This is a genomic window from Achromobacter sp. UMC71, assembly GCF_014170305.1.
Classification (GTDB): Bacteria; Pseudomonadota; Gammaproteobacteria; order Burkholderiales; family Burkholderiaceae_B; genus Achromobacter.
This window is the reverse complement of sequence record NZ_LZZT01000020.1, coordinates 1-24,292: the sequence shown is the minus strand read 5'-3', so window position 1 is coordinate 24,292 and position 24,292 is coordinate 1. Positions and strand designations below refer to the sequence as shown.

At 69.3% G+C, this 24,292-nt stretch carries 21 protein-coding genes; 4 read left to right on the top strand and 17 right to left on the bottom strand.

The window, feature by feature from the left end; translation table 11 throughout:
- Positions 1-89: 89 nt before the first annotated feature.
- Both A9974_RS11340 and A9974_RS11335 read right to left on the bottom strand, forming a co-directional pair.
- Positions 90-470, bottom strand: a complete 381-nt coding sequence (locus A9974_RS11340) for an I78 family peptidase inhibitor (protein WP_183004190.1) — start codon at positions 468-470, stop codon at positions 90-92.
- Positions 471-560: 90 nt separating this feature from the next.
- On the bottom strand, positions 561-1,475 hold the full coding sequence (locus A9974_RS11335) for a LysR family transcriptional regulator (protein WP_183004189.1): 915 nt from the start codon (positions 1,473-1,475) through the stop codon (positions 561-563).
- Positions 1,476-1,582: 107 nt separating this feature from the next.
- On the opposite strand from A9974_RS11335, the gene A9974_RS11330 reads away from it, so the two are divergent.
- Entirely contained in the window at positions 1,583-2,899 is a 1,317-nt protein-coding gene (locus tag A9974_RS11330; protein ID WP_183004188.1) for an SGNH/GDSL hydrolase family protein, read from the top strand.
- 84 nt (positions 2,900-2,983) lie between these two features.
- Here the strand turns inward: A9974_RS11330 and A9974_RS11325 are convergent, their stop codons facing one another.
- From A9974_RS11325 to imuA, 3 genes are read right to left on the bottom strand one after another with little or no spacing between them, the layout of a single operon-like run.
- Positions 2,984-6,208, bottom strand: a complete 3,225-nt coding sequence (locus tag A9974_RS11325; protein ID WP_183004187.1) for an error-prone DNA polymerase — start codon at positions 6,206-6,208, stop codon at positions 2,984-2,986.
- Between the two features lie 26 nt (positions 6,209-6,234).
- The gene (locus A9974_RS11320; protein ID WP_183004186.1) at positions 6,235-7,704 is read right to left on the bottom strand and encodes a DNA polymerase Y family protein; all 1,470 of its coding nucleotides are present in this window, start codon (positions 7,702-7,704) and stop codon (positions 6,235-6,237) included.
- The gene (gene imuA, locus A9974_RS11315) at positions 7,634-8,332 is read right to left on the bottom strand and encodes a translesion DNA synthesis-associated protein ImuA (RefSeq protein WP_183004185.1); all 699 of its coding nucleotides are present in this window, start codon (positions 8,330-8,332) and stop codon (positions 7,634-7,636) included. Before imuA ends, A9974_RS11320 begins: the two co-directional genes overlap by 71 nt.
- A 359-nt stretch (positions 8,333-8,691) precedes the next feature.
- On the opposite strand from imuA, the gene A9974_RS11310 reads away from it, so the two are divergent.
- On the top strand, positions 8,692-9,753 hold the full coding sequence (locus A9974_RS11310) for a methyl-accepting chemotaxis protein (RefSeq protein ID WP_370539613.1): 1,062 nt from the start codon (positions 8,692-8,694) through the stop codon (positions 9,751-9,753).
- A gap of 39 nt (positions 9,754-9,792) precedes the next feature.
- On the opposite strand, the gene A9974_RS11305 is transcribed toward A9974_RS11310, so the two are convergent.
- Positions 9,793-11,325: an amino acid permease gene (locus A9974_RS11305; protein WP_255468128.1), complete on the bottom strand. Its 1,533-nt coding sequence runs from the start codon at positions 11,323-11,325 to the stop codon at positions 9,793-9,795.
- 70 nt (positions 11,326-11,395) lie between these two features.
- Here A9974_RS11305 and ypfH point away from each other — a divergent pair, with 70 nt between their 5' ends.
- Together ypfH and A9974_RS11295 are read left to right on the top strand one after the other, a co-directional pair.
- A complete protein-coding gene (ypfH, locus tag A9974_RS11300) occupies positions 11,396-12,112 on the top strand; it encodes an esterase (protein ID WP_183004183.1) in 717 nt (238 codons plus the stop codon).
- Positions 12,109-12,915 (top strand): IclR family transcriptional regulator, encoded by an 807-nt coding sequence (locus A9974_RS11295; RefSeq protein ID WP_220805919.1) that lies wholly within the window; start codon positions 12,109-12,111, stop codon positions 12,913-12,915. The genes ypfH and A9974_RS11295 overlap by 4 nt, the downstream gene beginning before the upstream one ends.
- Before the next feature lie 84 nt (positions 12,916-12,999).
- Here A9974_RS11295 and A9974_RS11290 read toward each other — a convergent pair whose 3' ends face one another.
- The 11 genes from A9974_RS11290 to queE all read right to left on the bottom strand — a co-directional run bounded on the left by A9974_RS11290 (position 13,000) and on the right by queE (position 24,143).
- A complete protein-coding gene (locus tag A9974_RS11290; RefSeq protein WP_183004182.1) occupies positions 13,000-13,839 on the bottom strand; it encodes an SDR family NAD(P)-dependent oxidoreductase in 840 nt (279 codons plus the stop codon).
- A gap of 1 nt (position 13,840) precedes the next feature.
- Positions 13,841-14,830, bottom strand: coding sequence for a tripartite tricarboxylate transporter substrate binding protein (locus tag A9974_RS11285; RefSeq protein WP_183004181.1), 990 nt, complete (start codon positions 14,828-14,830; stop codon positions 13,841-13,843).
- Between the two features lie 39 nt (positions 14,831-14,869).
- Complete coding sequence (locus tag A9974_RS11280) at positions 14,870-16,603, bottom strand: thiamine pyrophosphate-binding protein (RefSeq protein ID WP_183004180.1); 1,734 nt, start codon at positions 16,601-16,603, stop codon at positions 14,870-14,872.
- A gap of 14 nt (positions 16,604-16,617) precedes the next feature.
- Positions 16,618-17,451 carry a hypothetical protein gene (locus A9974_RS11275; protein ID WP_183004179.1) on the bottom strand — a complete coding sequence of 278 codons (834 nt, stop codon included), beginning with the start codon at positions 17,449-17,451 and terminating at the stop codon, positions 16,618-16,620.
- 202 nt (positions 17,452-17,653) lie between these two features.
- Positions 17,654-19,075 (bottom strand): efflux transporter outer membrane subunit, encoded by a 1,422-nt coding sequence (locus A9974_RS11270; RefSeq protein WP_183004178.1) that lies wholly within the window; start codon positions 19,073-19,075, stop codon positions 17,654-17,656.
- Positions 19,076-19,129: 54 nt separating this feature from the next.
- Positions 19,130-20,050, bottom strand: a complete 921-nt coding sequence (locus A9974_RS11265; RefSeq protein ID WP_183004177.1) for an HlyD family secretion protein — start codon at positions 20,048-20,050, stop codon at positions 19,130-19,132.
- Positions 20,051-20,052: 2 nt separating this feature from the next.
- Positions 20,053-20,265, bottom strand: coding sequence for a DUF1656 domain-containing protein (locus A9974_RS11260; RefSeq protein WP_025140452.1), 213 nt, complete (start codon positions 20,263-20,265; stop codon positions 20,053-20,055).
- The gene (locus tag A9974_RS11255) at positions 20,262-22,313 is read right to left on the bottom strand and encodes an FUSC family protein (RefSeq protein ID WP_183004176.1); all 2,052 of its coding nucleotides are present in this window, start codon (positions 22,311-22,313) and stop codon (positions 20,262-20,264) included. The genes A9974_RS11260 and A9974_RS11255 overlap by 4 nt, the downstream gene beginning before the upstream one ends.
- Positions 22,310-22,783, bottom strand: coding sequence for a MarR family winged helix-turn-helix transcriptional regulator (locus tag A9974_RS11250; protein WP_183004175.1), 474 nt, complete (start codon positions 22,781-22,783; stop codon positions 22,310-22,312). The genes A9974_RS11255 and A9974_RS11250 overlap by 4 nt, the downstream gene beginning before the upstream one ends.
- A gap of 287 nt (positions 22,784-23,070) precedes the next feature.
- Positions 23,071-23,514, bottom strand: coding sequence for a 6-carboxytetrahydropterin synthase QueD (gene queD / locus A9974_RS11245; RefSeq protein WP_183004174.1), 444 nt, complete (start codon positions 23,512-23,514; stop codon positions 23,071-23,073).
- The gene (queE, locus tag A9974_RS11240) at positions 23,511-24,143 is read right to left on the bottom strand and encodes a 7-carboxy-7-deazaguanine synthase (protein WP_183004173.1); all 633 of its coding nucleotides are present in this window, start codon (positions 24,141-24,143) and stop codon (positions 23,511-23,513) included. The genes queD and queE overlap by 4 nt, the downstream gene beginning before the upstream one ends.
- Positions 24,144-24,292 lie beyond the last annotated feature (149 nt).

Here is a 24,292-nt window from a genome sequence, read left to right as displayed (position 1 = left end):
GGGGCATAGCGGGCACGGGGCCGGGGCGGACGGCGCGAGGCGGTGGATGCGCTTGCGCCGCCGGCTGGCCCTGGCCGCAGGGGCGGTGTCTAACCGCAGCGGATCGCGGTCATGACGTCCTTGTCGTCCACGATCAGGTTCAGGCGGGTGTCGTTGTATTCCATGGTGACCAGTTGGCCGGGGCGCAGGATGCGGCCGGTGGCGGCGCCGCTGCGGCCGCGCAGGTCTTCCAGCACGGCGGGGGTGGCCTTTTGGCCGATCTGCGATTGCAGACCGGTGGCGTCGCAGGTCTTGCCGGTGGGGCGGCCGGACGAGGTGGCGCCGTAGGACGGGCTGGACGAGGAGTCGGAAGCGGAAGCCGAGCTGGTTGAGCCGGAAGCGGCGGGCGCGGAGGAGGAACGCGGGGTTCCGGTATTGGTGCAGGCGCTCAGCGCGGCTACCAGCAGGACGGGAATCAGCTTGCGGATCATAAGTCACTCCTAAAAGATGTCCGAGGCGCATCCACGGTGGCCGTTTCGGCGCCGGGGAAAAACATCATAGACCAGCCGCCCGCGCCGCGCTCAAGTGGCCGGGGGCGGGCGCAGGCCAGGCAGGCGGGGCAGGCGGTCGGCCAGGTACTGGATCAACAGGCGCGCCCGCAGGGATTGATAGCGGCGCGAGGGATAGAGCAGGAAGGCTTCTTGCGGCGCGGCGCTCCATTTGGGCAGCACGCGCAGCAACTCGCCGCTGGCGACCAGGTCCTGCACCAGCCAGGCCGGGCACAAGCCGATGCCGCCGCCGGCGGCCAGGGTTTCGCGGATAGCCAGGGCGTTGTTGACGCGGAATCGTCCTTGGGTCGGCACCGACACGCGTGCCGCGCCCTGGCGCAGTTCCAGGGTGTCGCCTGTGGCCAACCAGGCGAAACGCACGTAGTCGTGGCTGGCCAGGTCGGGCGGCGTGCGCGGCTTGCCGCAGCGGGCCAGGTAGGCCGGGGCGGCCACCAGGTAGCGGGTGGATTCGGCCACGCGGCGCGCTACCGCGGCAGGGGGCAGGGGGCCGCCCAGGCGCAGTGCCACATCTACGCCTTCTTCCACCAGATCCACGAAGCGGTCGTTCAGGATCAGTTCGACCTGGATGTCGGGGTAGTCGTCCAGGAACTGCCGGATCAGCGCGTTCAGGCGGAACTGGCCCAGTGCCACCGGTGCGTTCACACGCAGAAAACCCGTGGGTTGTTCGGTCTGCCCGCGGGCATCGGCCACGGCTTCGGCATATTCCTCCAGCACGCGGGTGGCGCGCTGGTAGAAACGCTTGCCCTGCTCGGTGGACGCGACGCGGACGGTGCTGCGTTCCAGCAGGCGCACGTTCAGGTCTTTTTCCAGCGCGGCCACGATCTTGCTCAGGGCCGGCTGGGTCAGGCCCAGTTCGCGGGCGGCGGCGGACAGGGTGCCCAGGTCCACGGCGCGGACAAAGGCGCGCATGGCACGCAAGGTATCCATCTGATCATTCCAATCTGGAAGAAGTTGTATGCATTTTAGGTAGCTACCTTGAATTATTGGAAGAACCTATCTTGGCGGTTCTGATTTGTCATTCATAAGGAACGGCCATGTCTTTCTTCTCATCGCGCGCGCTGGCCCTGGCTGGCAGCCTGTCTTTGCTTGCATTGCCGCCGGCGTCCGCGGGGGCGATTGCCGCCAGCGGCTCGACCGGCAACGGCATGCACGCCACGTCGTTCGGTTGGATTGTGTCCTGGTCGGCCAGCCCGCAGCCGCTGTGGGAGCCAGGGTTCGTGTTGCCCACGGGCATGCCGGCGGCATTGCGTGGCCAGACGGTGCGCGAAACGCTCAAGCTCAGCGTGGGCGGCAAGCGGCTGCGGGTGGTGTATTCCAACCGTTATGGCGTGCAGCCGCTGGTGATCGGCGCGGCGCGGGTGGCGTTGTCGCGTGGCGGCGCGGCGGTTGATGCCGGCTCGGATCGGGCGCTGCGGTTTGGCGGTGAACCGGGCGTGACGGTGGCGCCGGGCGCGCAGGTGCTCAGCGACCCGGTCGATGTGCCCGTTGCCGCGTTGAGCGAATGGGCGGTCAGCACGTTTTTGCCGCAGACGACCCCAGTGACCACTTTCCATTGGGGCGCGCAGCAAACCGCTGCGCTGGCGTCGGGCGATGCCAGCGCGGCGCTCGATCTGACCGAGGCGGCGTCGGTGCAGGGACGTCTCTTCCTGGCCGGCGTGCTGGTGGAACGGCAGGCGGATACGCCGGTGGTGGTGGCGTTCGGCGATTCGCTGACGGATGGCAATGGCTCGACCCCGGGCGCGAACCGGCGCTGGCCGGATGTCCTGGCGCGCCGGCTGGCGCCGCAGGGCGTGGGGGTGGTGAACGCCGGCATCTCCGGGGCACGAGTGTGGGGCGACAAGATGGGCGTGAACGCCATGGCGCGGTTCGACGCCGATGTGCTGTCGCAGCCGGGCGTACGCAGCGTGGTGATGATGATGGGCATCAACGATATCGGCTGGCCCGGCAGCGGTTTCGCGCCGCACGATGCGCCCATGACCGCGGCGCGGTTGGTGGAAGGGTACCGGCAATTGGTCGTGGCCGCGCATGCTCGCGGGGTGCGGGTGGTGGGCGGCACCATCGCGCCTTACGAAGGGTCGTTGCACGGCACGCCGTTGGCCCAGCACTACAGCCCGGGCAAGGACGCGGTACGGCAGGAGGTGAACCGCTGGATCCGCGACAGCGGCGTGTTCGACGCGGTGGTGGACTTTGATGCGGTGTTGCGCGACCCCGCGCATCCGGCCCGCCTGCTGCCGGCCTACGATTCGGGCGACCACCTGCATCCCGGGGATGCCGGGTACGAAGCGATGGCGGGGGCGCTGGACCTGGCGTTGCTATTGGGGGGCGAGCGCCCGGGGGCAGACGCGCGTTGACGGCGGGCCGCGGCATTGCCCAGCAGGGGCGGCACGATGATCTTCAGGTGCCCGGCGCCCGCTTGCGTACGTCTTCAGTACGTCTCAGTGAAAATTGCGGCTGGGCATGCTCAAGCCCCCCAGCAGGTCGGACAGGTCCACCAGCCGCTGCGCGATCAGGTGGCGCACGCCGTCCACGTTCTGCCAGGTGCCGTACACGCCTAGCAGGCTGGCGCCGAGCAGCTCGCGGCGTTGGCGTTCGATCAGTTCGGGGCGCACCACCACGTTGACGGGACCGGTTTCGTCTTCGAGGGTGACGAAGATGACGCCCTTGGACGTTTGCGGGCGCTGGCGCACGGTGACGATGCCGCAGGCGCGGGCCACGCGCTTGTCGGGGTAGCCGTTCAGCACGGCGGCGGGCTGGAAGTTGCGCGCGGCCAACTGCGGCCGCAGCAGGTCCACCGGATGGCGCCGCAGGGTCAGGCCGACGCTGCGGTAGTCAGCGGCCACGGTCTGGCTTTCGGACGGGGCGGCCAGTTGCGGGGCGTCGGTTTCGTGGATGGCGGCGTCGCGCAGCAGGTCGCGGCTGTGCACGCTGGCGGCGGCTTCCCAGCTGGCTTGGCGGCGGTGGCCGGCCAGGGTGAGCAGGGCGTCGGCGGCGGCCAGCGCGTTCAGGTCGTGGCGCGTCAGCGCGGCGCGCCGGGCCAGGTCGCCGGTATTGAGGAAGGGGGCGTCGGCGCGGGCGGCTTCGATGCGGCGCGCGGTGTCTTGGTGCAGGCCTTGGATCAGGCTCAGCCCCAGGCGCACTGCCGGGCGGATGTCGTGGGGTGATGGCGCGTGGGAATGCGCGGGACGCGGCGCTTGCGGGCCGGGCAGCGTTTCCAGTGCCGAGTCCCAGCCGCTGACCGTGACGTCCGTCGGCAGCACCCGCACGCCGTGGCGGCGGGCGTCCTGCACCAGTTGCGCCGGCGGGTAAAAGCCCATGGGCTGGGAGTTGAGCAGGGCGGCCAGGAAGGCTTCGGGTTCGTGGCGCTTGAGCCACGAGCTGTAGTAGGCCAGCAGGGCAAAACTGGCGGCGTGGCTTTCCGGGAAGCCGTATTCGCCGAAGCCTTCGACCTGCCGGAACAGGGCTTCGGCGAATTCCAGCGTATAGCCGTGTGCCAGCAAGCCGCCCACCAGCTTGGTACGGTATTTATCGACGCCGCCCTTGCGCTTCCAGGCGGCCATGGATCGCCGCAGTTGGTCGGCATCGCCGGGAGTGAAACCGGCGGCGACCACCGCGATCTGCATGACCTGTTCCTGGAAGATGGGCACGCCCATCGTGCGGCTGAGCACGCCGCGCACCTTTTCGCTGGGGTAGCTTTCCTTTTCCTTGCCCTGGCGGCGGCGCAGGTAGGGGTGCACCATGCCGCCCTGGATCGGGCCGGGCCGCACGATGGCCACCTGCACCACCAGATCGTAGTATTTGCGTGGCCGCAGGCGCGGCAGCATGCTCATCTGGGCGCGCGATTCGATCTGGAACACGCCGACGGTGTCGGCCTCGCAGATCATGTCGTAGGTGGGCTCGTCGCCTTCGGGGATGTCTTGCAGACGTAGCGGCTGGCCGCGGCGCTGGCCGGCCAGTTCGAGGGTGCGCCGCAGCGCCGACAGCATGCCCAGCGCCAGCACGTCGACCTTGAGCAGCTTGAGCGCATCCAGGTCGTCCTTGTCCCATTGCACGACGCTGCGGTCGGCCATGGCGGCGTTTTCGATGGGCACCAGCCGCGACAGCTTGCCGCGCGAAATGACGAAGCCGCCGGGGTGCTGCGACAGGTGGCGCGGAAATCCCATCAGGGTCTGGGCCAGCGCGGCCCACTGCCGCGCCACTTGGGATTCCGGGTCCAGGCCGCAGGCGCCCAGGGTGCGCAGCATTTCCTTCTTGCCGTCCCACCACTGGTGGGCGCGCGCCACCGCGTCGATCACGCCCAGGTCCACGCCCAGCGCGCGGCCGGTGTCGCGCAGCACGCTGCGCGGCCGGTAGGAAATCACCACGGCGGTCAGGGCGGCGCGTTGGCGGCCGTATTTTTGGTAGATGTACTGGATGACTTCTTCGCGGCGCTGGTGTTCGAAGTCGACGTCGATGTCGGGCGGCTCGTTGCGCTCTTTGCTGATGAAGCGTTCGAACAGGTTGTTGCCGCGCCGCGGGTCGACCTCGGTGATGCCCAGGCAGTAGCAGACGGCCGAGTTGGCGGCCGACCCGCGGCCCTGGCACAGAATGCCGGCCTTGCGGGCGAACAGCACGATGTCGTAGACGGTCAGGAAGTAGGCTTCGTAGTGCAGGTCGGCGATCAGGGCCAGTTCTTTTTCGATCTGCCCGGTGACATTGGCCGGCACCCCCGCCGGAAAGCGCCGCGCCGCGCCGGCCAGGGTTTCCTGGCGCAGGAAGGTGGCGGGGGTGTGGCCGCGCGGGACGATTTCGTCGGGGTATTCGTAGCGCAGCTCGTCCAGCGAAAAGGCGCAGCGCCGCGCCACCACCAGGGTCTGGGCCAGGGCGTCGGGCGGGTACAGGTTGGCCAGCCGCACGCGGGGGCGCAGGTGCTGTTCGGCGTTGCCCGACAGCGCGTAGCCGCATTGCGACACGGCCTGGTGAGTGCGGATGCCGGTCAGGGTGTCGTGCAGCGGCTTGCGCGAGCGCACATGCATCTGCACCTGGCCCAGGGCTACCACGGGCAGGCCGGCGGCCTGGGCGGCGTGTTCGACCGCTGCGCGGTGCAGGTCGTCGCGCGACCGGTACAGCAGCGTCAGGCCGACCCAGGCGCGGCGCGCGAAGGTGGCGGCCAGCCAGCGCGCCTGCTGCGCCATGCGGTCGGGATCGTCGCCGTAGGTGGGCGACAGGATGGCCAGGCATTCGGGCAGGTGGCGCAGGTGGGCGTAGCCGGGCGGCGGATCGGTGAAGTCTTCGGGCGCCAGGCGGTATTCCCCCTTGGGGGCGCGGGTGCGCGCCAGGGTGATGAGTTCGGACAGGTTGCCGTAGCCTTCGCGGGTTTGCGCCAGCACGGTCAGGTCCAGCGGCGCGGCATCGGGCCCGGCGCGCAACCGGAAGGTGGCGCCGATGATCAGCGGCAACTTCTGGGTCTTGGCTTCCATGTGGGCGCGCACCACGCCGGCCAGGCTGCATTCGTCAGTGATGGCCAGGGCCGCGTAGCCCAGCTCGGCGGCGCGGGCGGCCAGCTCTTCGGGGTGCGAGGCGCCCTGCAGGAACGAGAAGTTGGACTGGCATTGCAGCTCGGCATAGCCGGGCAGCCCGGCGGGCGGGTCGGGGGCGGCGTGGGGATCGTCGGGTGGTCGCATGGCGTCAGGCGGGTGGAAAAAAGCCGTCAGGCGTACAGGCCGTGCAGGAACCAGCGGGCGTGTTCGTCGTCGCGTTCGCGGTAGATCCAGTAGCGGGCGCTGGCGGCGTCTTCGGCGACGAAGTAGTCGCGCACGGTCAGGGCCGGGTCCCACCAGCCGCTTTCGATGCGCTCGGGGCCGCGCATCAGCCGCAGGGCCTGGCCGGCGTATTGCGGGCGGTGGCCGGACAGCTTCAGGGGCAGGGGCGGATCCAGCAGCCAGAAGGGGCGGTCCAGCGTGGCGGGCAGGGGCTCGGGGCGTGGCGGGGCATCGAGCGCATCGCCCCAGGAATTGGCGGCCTCGGGGCGGTGGTCGGGCGTGGGACAGGGGCGGCGCACCTGGTCGCGGCCCAGCCGCGCGGTCAGCAGGTCCAGCAGCCGGGCGTGGTCGGCGGCGGTGCCGCCGGGTTCGGGAAACAGGGTGGTGCTGGCGGCGGGCTGGTCGACGGTGTCGGGCGCCAGCAGCGCCACCGCGATAACGGGGGCTTCCAGGGTGAGCCGGCCGAGTTTTTCGCGCAGCAGGTGAAGGATTTGCGGCGCCTGCCAGACGGGCTGGGCCAGGGCCAGCTCCAGCTCGGTGGGCGGACGCGCGTGGCGTCCGCGTTCGTGGTCCAGCCGCAGCAGGACGCGCCGCACCGCCAACTGGCGGCCGGCCAGCCAGCCGCCCAGTTGTTCGGCCAGACGCCGCGCCACGGCCAGCACCGCGTCGGTGTGCTCGACGTAGTCCATCAGTTCGATGCGGCGCATGAAGCTGGGCGGCGGTTCGATCCAGCGGTGCAGTTCGGGCGACTGGCCGTAGGCGGCATCCAGGGCCTGCAGCAGGTCGGGGGCGCTGCGCCGTTGCAGGCCGGCGCGGGGCAGCGCACGCAGGTCGGCCAGGCGGTGGCAGCCGATGTCGTGCAGCCAGTCCAGGCGGGGCCGGGCCTGCGGCAACAGGGCCACGGGCAGGGCATCGAGGCGGCGCGCCAGCGTGGCCAGCATCAAGGTGCGGCGGGGCCGGCCGCGGCCGGGGCGGTGCGCCAGCAGCCAGGCGCCGGCCGCGGTGGGCGCCATGCCCAGGGAGACGCGCAGGTCCAGCGCGCCCAGCGTGGCGGCCACGCGCCTGTGCAGGGCGCGTGGCCCGCCGAAGAACAGCAGGCTGGCGCCGACGTTGAGTAGCACGGTGTCGCCGTCGGCCAGCGCGACTTCGGGGGTGTACTGCAACAGCGCCAGCGCCGCGCCCAGCAGGGTGTCGGCTTCGGCCGGGGGCTCGCGGACCAGGAGTTCGATGCCGGGCGCAATGGCGGCCGCGCCGCCGCGGCGCATGCCCGTTCGCACCCCGGCCCGATGAGCGGCGGGAGTGAGGGCGGCGACGCGTTCCTGGTCGAGAACGGCGTAGGCCTGGTCTTCATGCGGCCAGTGCGGGCGCAGGGCGTCCAGCGGCAGGCAGCGCAGGTAGGCGGCGATCCAGAGGCGCATGGCGGGAAGGCGTAAGGGCGCCGGGCTCCAGGCCCACGTACAGCGGGGTGTCGCAGACGGGCCCCCGGCGCTTGAGAATATGGACGGACAACCCGCCCGCGGCGGGCGCGAGCGCCAGGCGCAAGGGGGCGGGGGTGGCGTTCTGGGCGGCGCTGGCCGGGCGCAGGGCAATGAACAGCAGGTCGCTGGCCTGGGCGGCCAGATGCAGGCGGCGCAGGGATTCGGGACGCACGTGGGGCAGCCAGCAGAGCAGGGCGCCGCAGCTGCCGTTCTTAAGGATCTGTTCGGCGGCCCAGAGCGCGTCCAGGGGTTTTTCGGGGGCGACCCAGAGCAACTGGCGGGGGTCGAGCCGCCAGCTCATCCAGCTGGCAATGTGCGGCGCGTGCGGCGGCTGCACCAGCGCGATGGCGCGGCGCGTTTCAAGCTGCGCCAGGGCCGGCCGCAGCAGGCGGATTTCGCCGATGCCGGGCTGCGGGGTGAGCAGTTCGATCAGTGAGCCCAGCGGCCAGCCGCCGTCCGGCAGCTCGGCCGACAGGGCGGCGTGGCCGGTGGGCAGGCTGCGGGCGGCGCCCCGGGCCAGCTGGGTGGCGCGCCACAAGGCGGGGTGGATGTGTTCTGGGGACTGCATGGCGGGCGGACGACCCGGTTTTCCTGGGATGTTGGGGGCAGGCGGGACGCCTGGAATTCGATATTGCTGTATGAATATACAGTATTTTATCAGGGCGGCAAGTCGTGGAAAGTGTCTGAAAATTGCACCGTTGTGGTGCGTCGAACAAACCCCGATCCGGCGCGGCGCCGCAAGCGTCACGGGTATCGCCGCAGCCGCCGGGCGGCCCGGCCGAGCGCATCCCGCCTGCGCGGGCCCTTCGTCACAGGGGCGGCCAGTCCCGCCGCCGCGGCGCGCGTCAATCCACGCACGGCTTGGCACGCTTCCTGCTTGTATCCACATGTCACCGTCTCCTCAGGCAACAACAACCAACGAAAGGAGTGCTGAACATGGCCCATCAACCGGAAAAGATCGTCGAGCTCTCGCGTCGCGTCGAGCGCATTTCGAACGAGAAGATCGAAAGCATTGTCGATATCAACCAGCAGGCCAAATACCTGTCGCTGAACGCGCGCATCGAGGCGGCGCGCTCGGGCGAGGCGGGGCGGGGATTCGCGGTGGTGGCCAATCAGGTGCAGTTCGTGTCCGAGCAGATCACCGGCATCGCCGACGCGCTCAAGGAAGAGCTGGCCGGCTCGATCGCCGACCTGATCCGCATCGGCGAAAACACCCTGGACGAGATCCGCGGCTACGAAGGCCGCCGCCTGGGCGACCTGGCCTTGAACATGATCGAGACCATGGACCGCAACCTGTACGAGCGGTCTTGCGATGTGCGCTGGTGGGCGACGGATTCGTCGGTGGTGCAGGCCCTGCAGGCGCCCGGCGCCGCCACGGCCAGCCATGCCTGCGGCCGGCTGGGCGTGATCCTGGACAGCTATACGGTCTATCTGGACTTATGGGTGGCCGACGCGCAGGGACGGGTGGTAGCCAGCGGCCGCCCCGACCGCTACCCACAGGCGCGAGGTGCCAGCGTGGCCCACGCCGAGTGGTTCCGGCGCGGCATGGCCACGGCCGACGGCGGCGACTATGTGGCCATGGACGTGGACAGCGAACGCCTGCTGGGCGGCGCCCACGTAGCCACCTATGCCACCGCGATCCGGCGCGACGCCGACAAACATGGCGAACCGTTGGGAGTGCTGGGCATTTTCTTTGACTGGAGCCAGCAGGCCGACAGCATCGTGAAGTCGGTGGGCCTGTCCCAGGAAGAATGGTCGCGCACCCGGTGCATGCTGGTCGACAGCAAGCACCGGGTCATCGCGGCGTCGGATGGCGCCGTGTCGCTGAAAGAGCGCTATGTGCTGCGCCATGACGAGCGGCCGCGGGGTTTTTACGAAAATGCGGACCGCAGCCTGGTGGGATTTTCGGTGACGCCGGGCTACGAGACCTACGCCGGCCTGGGCTGGTACGGCGTGATCGCGCAGCGGCCGCGGGCGGCGTTCGAGTAGGCGGCGGCAGCGGGACCGCGCAGGCGGCCCCCGCCGGCCTCAGGGCCGCACCGCCACGGCCGGGGCCTCGTGGCCGACGCCGGCGGCGCGGTCCGCCTCCAGGCCGTAGAACCGCATGTCTTCGTAGCGGATCCAGTGCGACTTGCGGATCAGCCGGTGGCCGATCCAGAACGCCAGGAACAGCGGAATGGCCAGATAGGTCGAGGCCACGCCGATCCAGTCGATGCGCTCGTCCAGGAAGGCCTGGTAGTTCTGGCCCAATGTGACCAGCAGGCACAGCACGAAGGCCAGCACCGGTCCGAACGGGAACAGGCCCGCCTTGTAGGGCAGGTTGGCCGTGTCGTAGCCGTGCTTCACGTAGCCCTGGCGGAAGCGGTAGTGGCTGACGGCGATGCTCAGCCAGACGATGAATTCGGTCATGCCCGCGAAATTCAGCAGCCAGATATAGACCGCCTTGGGGCTGTAGACCACGCTGAACATGCACAGGCAGGCAAGCGCGGTGGTGGCCAGCAGTGCGTACAGCGGCACGCCGCTGCGGGTCAGGCGCTTGAATATGCCGGGGGCCTGGCCTTCGGCGGCCATGTTGAACAGCATCCGCGTGGCGGCGTACATGCCCGAGTTGCCGGCCGACAGCACCGACGTCAGGATCACCGCGTTCATCACGGTGGCCGCCGACAGCAGTCCCGCGTGCTGGAACACCAGCGTGAACGGGCTGACGGCGATGTCCTCGACCTCGTTGCGCAGCAGTTGCGGGTCGGTATAGGGAATGAGCAGCCCGATGATCAGAATTGCCAGCACGTAGAACAGCAGGATGCGCCAGAACACGTGGTTGATGGCGCGCGGCACGTTGCGGCGCGGGTTTTCGGATTCGCCGGCCGCCACGCCCACCAGTTCGGTGCCCTGGAACGAATAGGCCACGACCATGGCCACGCCCACCCAGGTGGCGGCGTTGCCCACGAAGGGCGCGTCGCCCACCGCCCAGTTGCGCACGCCCACCGGCGCGTCGCTATGGATGATGCCCACCAGCATGGCCAGGCCCAGCACGATGAAGCACAGGACGGCCACGACCTTGATGATGGCGAACCAGTATTCGGCCTCGCCGAAGCTGCGCGCCGAGAACGCGTTCAGGCCGAAGGTCACGCCCAGGAACACGACGCTCCAGATCCATCCGGGGGTGTCGGGGAACCAGTACGCCATCACCAGTTGGGCGGCCACCACGTCCACCGCGACCACCGTGGCCCAGCTCAGCCAGAAGTTCCAGCCCAGCGCAAAGCCGAAGCCGCCGTCCACATAGCGGGACGCATAGGTACAGAAAGAGCCCGAGACGGGCATGAAGGTGGCCAGTTCGCCCAGGCTGGTCATGATGAAATAGACCATCAGGCCAATCAGCAGGTAGACCAGCAGCGCGCCGCCTGGCCCAGCCTGCGCGATGGCCGCGCCGGAGGCGATGAACAGGCCGGTGCCGATGGCGCCGCCCAGGGCTATCATGGTCAGGTGGCGTGCCTTGAGCACGCGGTGCAACTGGTTTTGGCCGGCCGGAGGGGTTCCCGAGTCTGTCGTCGGTGTTTTCATGGAATGCGTCGAAATGCGTGTGACGCGCATTTTACAATGGGGCTATCCAGTGCCCGTACGGAGCCGTTACATGGCTGCTTCTCCCCCGATTTCCCGCTCGCTCGAATTCCTGCCCGAACCTGGCACCGAGGTGCGCCAGCTGTTCATCCTGCTGCACGGCGTGGGCGGTTTGCCCGACAACCTGCTGCCGCTGGCCGAGGCCGTGCGCGCCGCGTTCCCTGCCGCCGCGGTGCTGATCCCCGAAGGTTTCGAACCCTTTGACGGCGGCGGCGCCGGCCGCCAGTGGTTCTCGGTGCGCGGCGTTTCCGAAGAAAACCGCCCCGAACGCGTGGCCCGGGCGATGCCGCCCCTGGAAGCCTACGTGCGCCAGGCCCAGGCCCGCTTCGGCCTGTTGCAGTCCGACACCGCGCTGGCCGGTTTTTCGCAAGGCGCCATCATGGCGCTTGAACTGGTGCAGGCGCACGACGGCATGGCGGGCCGGGTGATCGCCTTTTCGGGCCGCTACGCGCAATTGCCCAAGACCGCGCCGATGTACACCACGCTGCACCTGCTGCATGGCGCCGATGACACCGTGATGCATGTGTCGCACATCCAGGCCGCGCAGGCGCGGCTGGACGAGCTGCACGGCGACGCCACCATCGACATCGCCACGCATGTGGGCCACGAACTGCACCCGGCGCTGATCCAGCGCGCCATCGTGCGCCTGCAGACCTGCGTGCCGCTGCGCAGCTGGGAAGCGGCGCTGGGCTTGAACCAGACGCCGCCCGACGGCGCCACGCTGCATTGAGCTCGCGCATCGCCAAATCCGCCGCCGTGCGCGACGCCGATCCGGTCGGCGGCGCGCAGAGCATTTTCCGGGTGCTGCGCATCCTGAAGTACGTGGGCGCGGCGCCCGTGCGCGGCGTGGGCCTGACCGACGTGGTGCGCGATCTGGGCCTGACCCCGCCCACCGCGCATCGCATGCTGGCGGCCTTGCTGCAGGAAGGCTTCCTGTCGGTGAACCCCAAGCTCAAGACCTACAGCCTGGGGCGCGAGTCGTACATCCTGGGGCTGGCGGCCGAAAGCCGCCACGGCATCAAGGCGATCGCCGAGTCGGCGGTGCTGCGCCTGGCCCAGTCCACCGGCGACACCAGTTTCCTGTCGGTGCGCTCGGGCCACGAGGCCGTGTGCGTCGACCGCAAGACGGGCGATTTCCCCATCAAGATCCTGACCCTGGAAGTCGGCCACCGCCGTCCGCTGGGCGTGGGGGCGGGCAGCCTGGCGCTGCTGGCGTTCCTGCCCAATGACGATATCGAGCGGGTGCTGGCGCGCTACGACGCGTCGGCCGCGCCCGACCTGCCGTCCACCGCCATGCTGCGCGAGGACATCGCCGCCGCTCGCAAGCATGGCTATGCGCTGAACCCGGGCCGCATCATTGCGGACATGGTGGGAGTGGGCGTGCCGGTGTTCGACCGCGAACAGCACGTAGTGGCCGCCCTGAGCGTGGCCGCGATCCGCTCGCGGCTGTCGGGCGCGCGGTTGCAAGAGGTGGTGGCATCGCTGCAGCGCGCCGCCACGGAACTGGCCGCGGAACTGGCGCCGCGTGCCTGAGGGGGCCGGGCGGCCGCCCGGCCGGCATCGCTGACCGGTCTGGTTGACCGCCCGCTGCATCGCAACGCGTCGGCGGGCCGGCCGTTACCGCCCCGCGCAGGACTTGCCGCCGTCCACCGGCAGGCACACCCCGGTGATGTACCGGGCTTCGTCACTGGCCAGGAACAGCGCGGCATGGGCCACGTCCCAGGCATCGCCCATGCGGCCCATCGGGCTGGCCGCGTTGCGCCGCCGGCGCATTTCCTCGACGTCTTCGAACTGACCCGCGATCTGCGTGTAGATCAGGGGCGTGTCCATCACGCCCGGCAGCACCGCGTTGACGCGGATGTTGTCGGGCGCGTAGCGCACCGCCATGGCCCGGGTCAGGTGATTCAGCCCCGCCTTGGCGGCGTAGTACGAGGTGTAGGGATAGGTGTTGACCTGGATCGAGGCCAGCGACGAGATATTGACGATGCTGCCGCCCCCCTGGGCCAGCATGACGGGCAGCACGTGCTTGCAGGTCAGGAACACGCCGGTCAGGTTGGTGTCGATGACCCGGTGCCAGCTTTCCTCGCTGGCCTGGACCGGGTCGCCCATCTCGGTGATGCCCACGTTGTTGTGCAGCACGTCGATGCGGCCGGCCTGCGCGCGCATCGCCGCCACCACGGCCAGGATCTGCTCGCTGTCCGTCACGTCGGCCGTCAGGGCGGTGCAACGGCCGCCTTCCGCGGTGATGATGCGGCAGGTTTCCTCGGCCGATTCGGCCCGCAGGTCCACCGCGAACACCTGCGCGCCTTCACGGGCGTACAGCGCGGCGGCGGCGCGGCCGTTGCTCCAGCCAGGCCCGGACGAGCCCGCGCCAAAGACCAGTGCGGTCTTGCCTTGCATGCGTTGGCCCGGGCCGGGCCGGCTGCCTTCGGGCCTGCCGATGTCGGACGGGCTCATGTCAGTCCGCCGAGATATGCGCGAAGTCGGCCACCTTCTTCCACTTGGCGACGTCCTCCTTGATCATCGTGGCGAAGGCCTGGGGCTGGTCCGCCACGACATAAGCGCCCACGCCGGCGTACTTGGCCTGCACGTCCGGGTCGGCCAGGGCGCGGCGCGCGGCCTCGCTCAGCTTGGCCAGGATGGGCGCGGGCAGGCCGGCGGGCGCCAGCAGGCCGTTCCACATTTCGGCGTCGTAGTCGGGCAGGCCGACCTCGGCGAAGGTGGGCACGTCGGGCAGTTGCGGCAGGCGCTTCTTGGCCGCCACCACGATGGCGCGCAGGCTGCCGGACTGGATGTGCGCCATGGACGAGGCCGCCGTGTCCCACAGGATCGGCACCTGGCCGGCGATGACGTCGTTGAGTGCCGGGCCGGTGCCCCGGTACGGCACGTGCATCATGTCCAGGCCCGACAGCGACTTGTAGTACTCCATGGCCATGTGGGTGGCGCCGCCGTTGCCCGACGAGGCATACGAGTACTTGCCGGGCGCGCTCTTGATCAGCGCATAGAAGGCGGCGTAGTCCTTGGCCGGGAAGTTCTTGTTGACCACGATCACACCGGGCACGCGGATGATCTGCGTAACCGGGGTGAAGTCCTTGACGGCGTCGTAGGGCAGGTTCTTGTACACCGCCGAATTGGTGCCGTTGGTGCTGGAGGTGCCCAGCAGCAGGGTATAGCCGTCGGGCGTGGCGCTGGCCACCGCGCGCGACCCCACCGTGCCGCCGGCGCCGCCGCGGTTTTCCACCACCACGGCCTGGCCGATCTGCTTGCCCAGCGCCTCGGCGAAGATGCGGCCCACCACGTCCGACGTGCCGCCGGGCGGGAAGGGCACGATCAGGCGGATCGGGCGGTCAGGGTAGTTGCCTGCCGCATCGCCCTGAGCGGCGGCGGGGCCGGCCAGGGCCGCGGCCAGGGCGGCTGCGCCCAGGGTCAGCCAGTTGCGGATCTTCATGGTTTGTCTCCTCGCTTGGGATTATGTTTTTTTCAGGGCTCAGGCGATACGGTCGCCTGGCTTGATCTTGGCCGCCCGGCTGTCCACGCCCGGCAGCATGTGCGCGGGGTCGCGCGTGACCACCACGTCCAGCACGGTGGGGCGGTCGCGGCAGGCATAGGCGGCCGCCAGCGCGGCGGGAATTTCGGCGGGGTCTTCCACCCGGATGCCGTTGCAGCCCAGCGCGCGCGCTACGTTGGCGTAGTTGGTTTCCGCCAGGTCCGACGACTGGTAGCTGCCGCTGCCGTACATCAGGTGCTGCAGCGCCTTGATATAGCCCGACGCGGCGTTGTTGACCACCACCAGCGTGAACGCCAGGCCCATGCGCACCGCGGTTTCCAGTTCGCCCAACGACATGTTGCAGCCGCCGTCGCCGGTCAGGCTGACCACTTGCCGCCCCGGGGCCGCGGCGGCCGCGCCGATGGCGCCGGGGATGCCGTAGCCGATGGACGCGAAGCCGCGGTCGGGCACGAAGCCGCGGCCCGCCCGCTTGGTGTCGAACAGCAGGCCGCCCCAGTGCGCGGCAAAGCCGCCGTCGGCCACCAGCACGCCGTCTTCGGGCAGGCTGGCGTTGATTTCATGCATCAGCCGCGCCATGCCGATGGGCCGGTCGGCCGACGTCAGCTTGGCCTGCACCGATTCGCGCCAGGCGTGCATGGCCTGGCCCACTTCGTCGGCGTAGCCCTGGCGGCGCGTGCCGCCGGCATCGGGCAGGGCGGCCAGCCGCTGGTCCAGTTCGGCCAGGGTGGCGCGGGCGTCGCCCCACAGCCGCAGCGCGGGCGTGGTGGTGCGGTCGAATTCCTCGGCCACGATGTCCAGGTGGATGATGGGCGCGCCGGTGGTCAGCAGGTCGTAGCGGCGCGTGGCCACTTCGCCCAGCTTGCAGCCCACCACGAACAGGCAGTCGGCCTTGGCGATCAGGTCGTTGGCGATGCGGCTGTAGCGGCCGAACAGGCCCGCGTTCAGGGGATCGCTGCAGGCGATCGCGCCCTTGCCGCTCATGGTGTGGGCCACCGGGATGTTGTAGCGGCGCGCGAAGTCCTGCACGGCCTGGGCCGCGTCGCTGATGTGCACGCCGCCGCCGCACAGCATCAGCGGGCGGGCGGCGCCGGCCAGCATGGCGGCGGCCTGGGCCAGGCCGTCGGCGTCGGGGCGGCAGCGCAGCGCGGGGGCGCGGCGGTAGGTGTCCGCGGCATGGAAAGCGTCGGCGTCGAACGCATGCACTTCGTGGGCGATGTCTTCGGGCACGTCCAGCACCACCGGGCCCGGCCGGCCGCTGGTGGCCACCGCGAAGGCGCGCCGCACCAGTTCGGGAATGCGTTCGATCTTCTCGACCCGCAGCACGTCTTTCACCACCGGCCGCAGCACTTCCAGCTGGCGCGCCTCCTGGGTCATGTTCTTCCAGGAATGCATGCGGTGCGAATCGCCCACCAGCGCCACCATCGCGGTGCCGGCGTTGTAGGCTTCGGCCAAGCCGGTGACGAGATTCGTCGCACCCGGGCCCAGCGTCGCATCGCACACGGCGGGGCGGCCGCTGACCTTGGTGTAGGCGTCGGCGGCGAACACGGCGCAGCGCTCGTCGTTGATCAGGTTGTGGTTCAGCTTCAGGCGCCGCACCGCGTCGTAGAACGGCAGCAGCTGAAAGCCGCCCATGCCGAACATCAGGCCGACGTCATGGGCGGCGAACATGCGGGCGATGGCTTCGCCGCCCGTGATTTCCAGTTTTTCCGACATGCGGAGAGTGCTCCCTAGTGGATTGCGCGCCCTGTCAGCAGGGCGTCGATAAAGGTTTTCAGAGGAATGCCGACCCGGCAGCCCAGCTCGCGGGCGCGGGCGTTGGCCGAGGACACCACGCCATCTTCAAAGCACGAGCGGGCGTCGCCGATGCGGGCGCTGTGGGCCGACACGGTCAGCGCCGCGATACCGCGCTGCTGCAGCAGCGGCAGGCGGCCGATGCCGGCGCCGTCCTTGCCGATGCCGGCATCGTTGAAGGTCACCAGCCTGGGGTGGGCGCGCACCCCGTCGGTGGCAAGACTCGCCAGGCGTTCGCCATGCGAGGCGGTGACGGCGATCAGGCCGTCATCCGCCGGGCCCAGCAGCGATACCGAATCGGCGCCCACGACCCGCGGCGTGCCGTCGGCGGCCGTGGCCAGGATGCGCCGGGATTCCTTCTGGGGCGCGGGTTGGATCGGCGCCATCAGGGCATCGGCCAGTCTTGCCGCCGCCTGCGCCACCGCCATGCCCGGCCGGCAGCCCTGCGCGTAGGCCAGGTCGTTGACGTGGCTGATGATGCCGTGGCGCGCCATGTCGGCGCCGTCGCCGATGCGGCAGCTGCGATAGTCGGCCGTGGCCGCGGCCACGCCCCATTGCTGCAGGTCGTGCAGGCCGGCGATGCCAGCTTGCTCCCAGCCCACGCCCGCATCGTTCAGCACCACGGCGCGCACCCGGCCGCGGGCTGCGCAATAGGCCGCGTAGCTGCCGCCGTGCGAACCGGCGATCACGACATGGCCGGCGTCTTCGGGCGCCAGCTTGGTGATGCTGTCCAGGACGCGCGCTTCCCGGGTGTTCGTCTCGTATTCCATATTATGGATTTTTATTCCGGTATCGCAGGCGGTGCCCAAGAAGCGGATTGTCTCCGTGCAGAAATGAATTATTTCCTGCAGACGATTCTACGAGCGTGCGTTTCCCTGGAGCAATGATGTCTCCATATTGTGGAAATTAATTTTTGAATGGCTGCGCGGAATGCGCAAAGGGGGCGGGCCGAGCGGCCCGCCGGAAGGGAGCTTACTTTTCCCAGCCGCCGCCCAGCGCCAGGAACACGGCGATCTGGTCGTTGCTGAGTTCGGCCTGGCTGGCGGCCAGCGCGCTTTCGTTGGTGGCCAGGGTGCGCTCGGCGTCCAGCACGGTCAGGTAGTCGGTCTTGCCGTACTGGAACAGCTGGCGCGCCTGCGAGGCGGCCACCGCGGCCTGGTCGCGCGCGGCGCGCAGGGACGCCTCGCGGTCCAGCTGGCGGGCGTAGACCACCAGCGCGCTCTCGGTTTCGCGCAGGGCGTTGAGCACCGACGCATCAAAGCGCGCGACGGCGGCGCGGGTATTGGCTTGGGCTTCGGCAATGCGGGCCTGCACCGCGCCGGTGTTGGGCAGCGTCCACGAGATCAGCGGGCCCACGCTCCAGCTGAAGGTGCCGCGGTCGCCGAACATGGCGGCCGGCCCGCCCGAGGCAGCGGACAGGCCCAGCGTGATCTTGGGATACAGGTCGGCCGTGGCCACGCCGATGCGCGCGGTGGCGGCGGCCAGGCTGCGTTCGGCCTGGCGGATATCGGGACGGCGGCGCAGCAACTGGGCGCCATCGCCGACGGGGATGGTCTCGGTCAGCTTCGGCGCGGCGGCGCATTGCAGCAGCGACACGGGAATCTCGGCCGGCGTCTGGCCCGTCAGCGCCGCCAGGCGGTACAGCGCGGTGCGCTGCTGCGCCTGGAAGGGCGGCAGGTTGGCCTGCAACTGTTCCAGCTGGGTGCGGGCGCGGGTGACGTCCAGCACCGTGCCGCGGCCGGCGCGCTGCAGCCGCGAGACGGCGTCCAGCGATTCCTGCTGCACCTTGACCGAATGCTGGGCCGAGGCCAGCTGCATGCCGGCCGCGCACAGATTGGCGTAGGCGCGCGCGGTTTCCGCGGCCACGGTGACGCGGGTGGCGTCGTAGGCGGCCTGCGCCGATTCGGCGTCGGCGGTGGACGCTTCGACGGCGCGGCGGATCTGGCCGAACAGGTCCACCTGGTACGACATGCTGGCGCCGGCCGAGTACGACCAGCGGTTGGGCGGATCGATGCCGGGCGCCAGTTCCTGGATGCCGGACACGTGGCCGAAGGTGGGCGAGGCGTTCACGCCCAGGCTGGGCTGCTGCTGCGCCTGGGTTTCGCGCACCGCGGCCTGGGCGCGTTCCAGGTTGGCGCTGGCCACGCGCAGGTCGGTGTTGGCGGCCAGGGCCTGCTCCACCAGCCCGTCCAGCAAGGGGTCGTTATACAGGCGCCACCAGTGGCCGGGTACCGCGTTCTGCTGGAACACGCCTTCCTGCGCTTCGGTGAACGGCACCTGCGCGCTCTGCCGCGTGGCGACCGACCCGGCGGGCACCTGGTAGTCAGGGCCCACGGTGGTGCACCCGGCCAGCGCGGCGGCCAGCATCAGCGGCAGGAAGAATTTGGTGTTCATGGCGGTTACGGCTTGGCGTTGTCGATGGGTTGAAAGGGTTGAGGGAAGCGCGGATCAGGACGGCTGCCTGGCCGCGGGTTCGTCGGCGCGCGGCGCGGCCGCGGTGCCCACTGCCACGGTGGCGGTCTGGCCCGCGACCAGGCGCACGCCGTCGGGGACTTCGTCGATCTTCACGCGGACCGGAATGCGTTGCGCCAGGCGAACCCAGTTGAAGGTCGGGTTGACGTTGGGCAGCAGGTTGGCGCTGGTGCTGCGGTCGCGGTCGGCGATGCCCAGCGCGATGCTTTCGACATGGCCGCGGATCTGGCGGCTGTCGCCCATCAGCGTGACGGTCACGGGGTCGCCTTCGTGGATGCCGGGCAGCTTGGTTTCTTCGAAATAGCCTTCGATGTAGAACGAGCTGGAATCGACCAGCGCCATCACGCCGCGGCCGGCGGTGGCGTAGGAGCCTGCGCGCAGATCCAGGTTGGTGATGCGCCCGTCGGTCACGGCCAGCACGCGGCTGCGCTCCAGGTTCAGGCGGGCGGTGTTCAGCTGCACTTCGGCCTGGGCCAGCGCGGCTTCGGTCTGCTGCAGCTTGGTCTGGCTTTGCTCCAGCGCTTCGGCGGCCACCAACTGGCCCAGCGAGCGATTGCGCTTGGCATCGCGCATGGCTTGTTCGCGCGCCACCTGTTGCGAATGCACCGACGCCGCGGCCTGGTCATAGGCCAGCTGGAAGCGCGCGCGGTCGATTTCAAACAGCAGGTCGCCGGCCTTGACGTCCTGGTTGTCGTGCACGGGCACGGCGGTGACCAGGCCCGAGACGTCGGGCGCCACCTGTACCACGTAGGCCTTGACGCGGCCGTCGCGGGTCCAGGGTTCCACTTCATAGTGCACCCAGAGTTGCCAGCCGGCGGCGACGGCGGCCACCACGACGGCGGCGGTCAGCGCGAACTTGCCGATGGCGGCGGGGCGCAGGGCATTGGGGAGTTTCATACCTATCTCTGCAGAAAATAAGGGGAAATAAGGGATACGCCGTACAGCAGCACCACGAACAGCGCCAGGTCGAACAGCGCGGGGTGCCACACCAGGCGATACAGTCCGGCGCGGGCCAGGACGCGGCGCACGGCCCAGGCCACGCCCAGGGTGACCACGCCCAGCACCAGCAGCCAGGGGAAGTAAATGCCGTAAAGGTTGAATTCGCCGATCATGGGGTTTCCAGCGTGGGATGGGCGGGTTGATAGTCGGGCGCGTCCGGGAAGAACGCGCGGCGCAGGCCCACCAGGGCCACCACCGCGCGGTCGCGGGCGGCGGCGCCGGCCGGCGTGGCCGCGACGCTGGCCAGCGCCCGGTCGATCTGCGCCAGCATGTCCGGCGTCTTGTCGCCGGCGCGCCACGACGAGCGGGCGCGGAAGAACTGCGCCAGGCTGGCCAGCACTGGTGCGATGGTGGCGTCTGCCATGGGCAGGTGGCGGCGGGCGTGCTGCAATTCGGTGATGTCGCGGCCGACCCGCAGATCTTTCAGCGCATCGGCGGCGACCAGGTCGTCGGGCCGCTTGGCCAGCGCCAGGCGCGGCTGCAACAGGCCGATGCGGTCCAGCATGCGCGCGGCATAGGTGTGGCGCGCCGGCGCCTTGGGCGAACTGGCAAGCAGGGCCAGCTCTTTCCAGTTGGCGGCCTGGATGCGGCGGGCGCTCCAGTCGGCGCTGACGGTACGGAAGATGGCGGCGATGATCGCGGCGGCGCCCACGCCCATGCACTGGGCCACCTGGGTGTCGATGAACGACACCAGATCGGCTGTGTGGGTGTCTTGCAGGGCCATGGTGCCCAGAAAGCCGAACAGCACCGCCATGGCCTTGCCCGTGGACGCGGGGCGGGCGATGAACACGCCCAGCGCGAACGCGGTGGGCAGCATCGCCAGCGCCAGCATCTCGAACGAGTGGATGGCGGGCATGATGCCCAGCAGGTACAGCGCCGACAGCGGAATGGAATACACCGTGTAGACCAGGAACTGCATGATGCCCGGCACGGGGTTGTCCTGCGACGCGAAAAAGCAGCTGAAGATCGCGGCCATCATGGCGGCGGTGGCGCCGTTGCTCCAGGCCGTGCCGATCCAGAACGCGCAGACGACCGAGATGGCGACGCCGGCGGCCACGGCCGACAGCAGCGCCATGCCGTGGTCGCGGTGCAGCGTGCTGTTGTTGTTGGCCGCGCGTTCGGCGCGGGGCGCGCGCAGCGGGGCGCCGGCCAGACCGGCGCGGATTTCGCGGCGCAGCGCCAGGCAGGCGTCATAGGTGTCGATCAGTTCGCGCAGCCGCGCCATCAGGCTGGCCAGCAGCGCATCGCGCCAGCCCGAGCGGCTGTCGATGGCGGGCGTCAGTTCGGTGACGGCGGCGCGCAATTGCACCGCGGTTTCATGGGTGGCCTGGGCGCCGGCATTGATCCATTCGGAAATATCGGCCAGCACCTGCGACACGGGTTCGGGCAGCGGCTGGCCATTGGCCTGCAAGGCACGCATGCGGTCTTCGACGGCGGACACGGCCGGGGTCAGGGCCGAGATCTGATCCTGCATGGCGCGCACCGCGCCGGCGGTCCAGCGCAGGTTGGTGGTGTCGAACGGCACGTGGGTGGAGAACAGGCGCAGCTGGGTGATGTCGTTGGCCAGCACGCGGCGGTCGCGGTCTTTCTGTTCGGCGTTCTGGCCGCTCAGCGTGTCGTGGATCCAGAGCTTGGCATCGCGCACGGCCTTGTCCAGTTGCAGCGTCAGCGCGGGCGCCAGGCCGCGCGGCAGCACGATGCTGTGGACCAGCGTGGCGCAGACGATGCCCAGGCTGATTTCCTCGACCCGCGCCAGCGCGGTGTCGAACACCAGCGACGGATCGGACACGCTGGGAAAGCCGATCATGGCGGCGGTGTAGCCGGCCAGCATGAACAGGTACGACCGCGGCGTGCGGTCCAGCACCGACATATACAGGCAGGCGCCGACCCAGGCGACCATCGCGGCGGTCATGACGACCGGCGAATTGGACAGGCGCGGCACCATGTAGACGGTCATGGCCGAGCCGAAGAAGGTGCCGCCCAGGCGGTACAGCGCTTTGGAGCGCACGGCGCCCGACCAGGGCTGGGCCACGATGTAGGCGGTGGTCATGGCCCAGAAGGGGCGGGGCAGACCGATGCTGTACGAGAGATACAGCGCCATGATGGCGCTGAGATAGCTCTTGAGCGAAAAGATGGTCTCGCGGACATTCGGCAATTTCATGGGCGCCGGTCCTCTTGCGCGCCGGCGGCGCCGCGGCCCAGCGCATTTTTCAGGGAATCGAACACGCGCAGGCAGGCTTGCAGGTCTTCTTCGCTGACGCCGTCGAACAGGCGGCGGCGCAATTCCACCAGCACGTCTTCGACCTGCTTGCGCAAGGCGTGGCCGGCTTCGGTCAGGTGCAGCGTCTTGGCGCGGCGGTCGTGGGTGTCTTCGCGCCGTTCCATCAGGCCGGCGGCAACCAGTTGATCGAGCACGCGCACCAGCGATGGGCCTTCGACGCCCAGCGCTTCGGCCAGCGCGCCCTGGCGCACGCCGTCTCCCAGGCGGCCGGTCAGGATGACGGGCCAGGCCGTGGCTTGCGACAGGCCGTAGTCGGCCAGCGCTTTATCGGCGGCGCCGCGGTAAGCGCGCGACAGCACGATCAGATTTGCGGTGGTAGCCATGAGTTGGGAGTCGGTGGGCGTGTTCATGAATTCGATTGTATCCTATCTATTAGCTTACTATTAATTGAAAATGGCGAAACTCTCCATAGATTTTTCCAATCGGAAAAATAGGGGGCGGGCTTTCCAGGGATGGAAAGTTCGGGAGCGCGAAGGGGGATACAGCGGGCAGGGGGGCGGCGTCGGATGACGGAACCCCGGGGCCTGGGCGTTCAGTCCTGATCGATCAGCGCGGGTGGATCAAGTTTTGACAGCCCGGCCCGCCGGTTCGCCGAGCGGGCCAGGGCATCCGGGGCCTGCCGGCAGGCCCCGAATCATCAGCCGTTGCAGTCGGCCCAGCAGTTGGGCGTTTCGTACAGGCGCACGCGGGTCAGGCGCAGGTCGGCGCCATAGTGGCCGTGGTAGTGCGGCGCCAGGGTTTCGAAGACGATGGCGGCCAGGTTTTCGGCGGTGGGAATGCGATCCAGCACCACGGTCTTGTGACCGGGCAGGGTATCGAGGAACCCGCGCACGGCGGCATCGCCTTCGTAGACCAGGAAGGCATGGTCCCAGACATCGACGATATGGGTCTTGGCGATGTGCTTGATTTCGGAGAAGTCCATCAACATGCCGTTGTCGGATTCCCCGGGGGCCTGGACGACGTCGCCGGTCAGGGTGATTTCAAGCACATAGCGGTGGCCGTGCAGGTTGCGGCATTGGCTGCGGTGGTCGGGAATGCGGTGGCCGGCGTCGAATTCAAGCCTGCGGGTCACGGAAATCATGGAATGCCTATGTATTTATGGGTCTGCAGGCTGAGTCGCCATTGCGGGTGTTGCATGCAGTACTGAACGGCCTGTTCGGTGTTGGCCAGGCGGGCCGGGCCGTCCATGGGCTGCAGGAAGAAGTGCTGGAAGTCCAGGTGTTCGAAATTGGGCGGCAGGGCGTTGTGCTGGGGGTAGACCAGCTTGAGTTCGTTACCGCGTTCGATGACGACGGGGGCGGTGCCTTTGGGGCTGACGCAGATCCAGTCGATGCCGGGCGGCGGTTTGACGGTGCCGTTGGTTTCGATGGCGACGGTGAAGCCGCGGGCGTGGATGGCCTCGAGCAGCGGCGCATCCAATTGCAGCAAGGGCTCGCCGCCGGTGAAGACGACGTAGCGGTTGCTGGTGCCTTCGCCCCAGGCGGCGGCGATGGCGTCGGCCAGCAGGTCGGGGGTGGTGAATTTGCCGCCGCCGTGGCCGTCGGTGCCGATGAAGTCGGTGTCGCAGAAGTTGCAGGCGGCGCTGGCGCGGTCGCTTTCGCGGCCGGTCCAGAGATTACAGCCCGCGAACCGGCAGAAGACCGCCGCACGGCCTGCGTGGGCGCCTTCGCCTTGCAGGGTCTTGAAGATTTCTTTGGCGGTGTAGGTCATGGACTTGCGGGGCGGGAATGGGCAAAAGCGGATTATTTTAGTCTTTCTGGGGGACGGCTGATTCTTGGGGCGGTGGGGGCGGGGATTTGTGCGTGCTTGTTTTCTTTGGCGGGCTGTTGATTCTTTGTGCCGCGGTTGCTTCTTCGTAG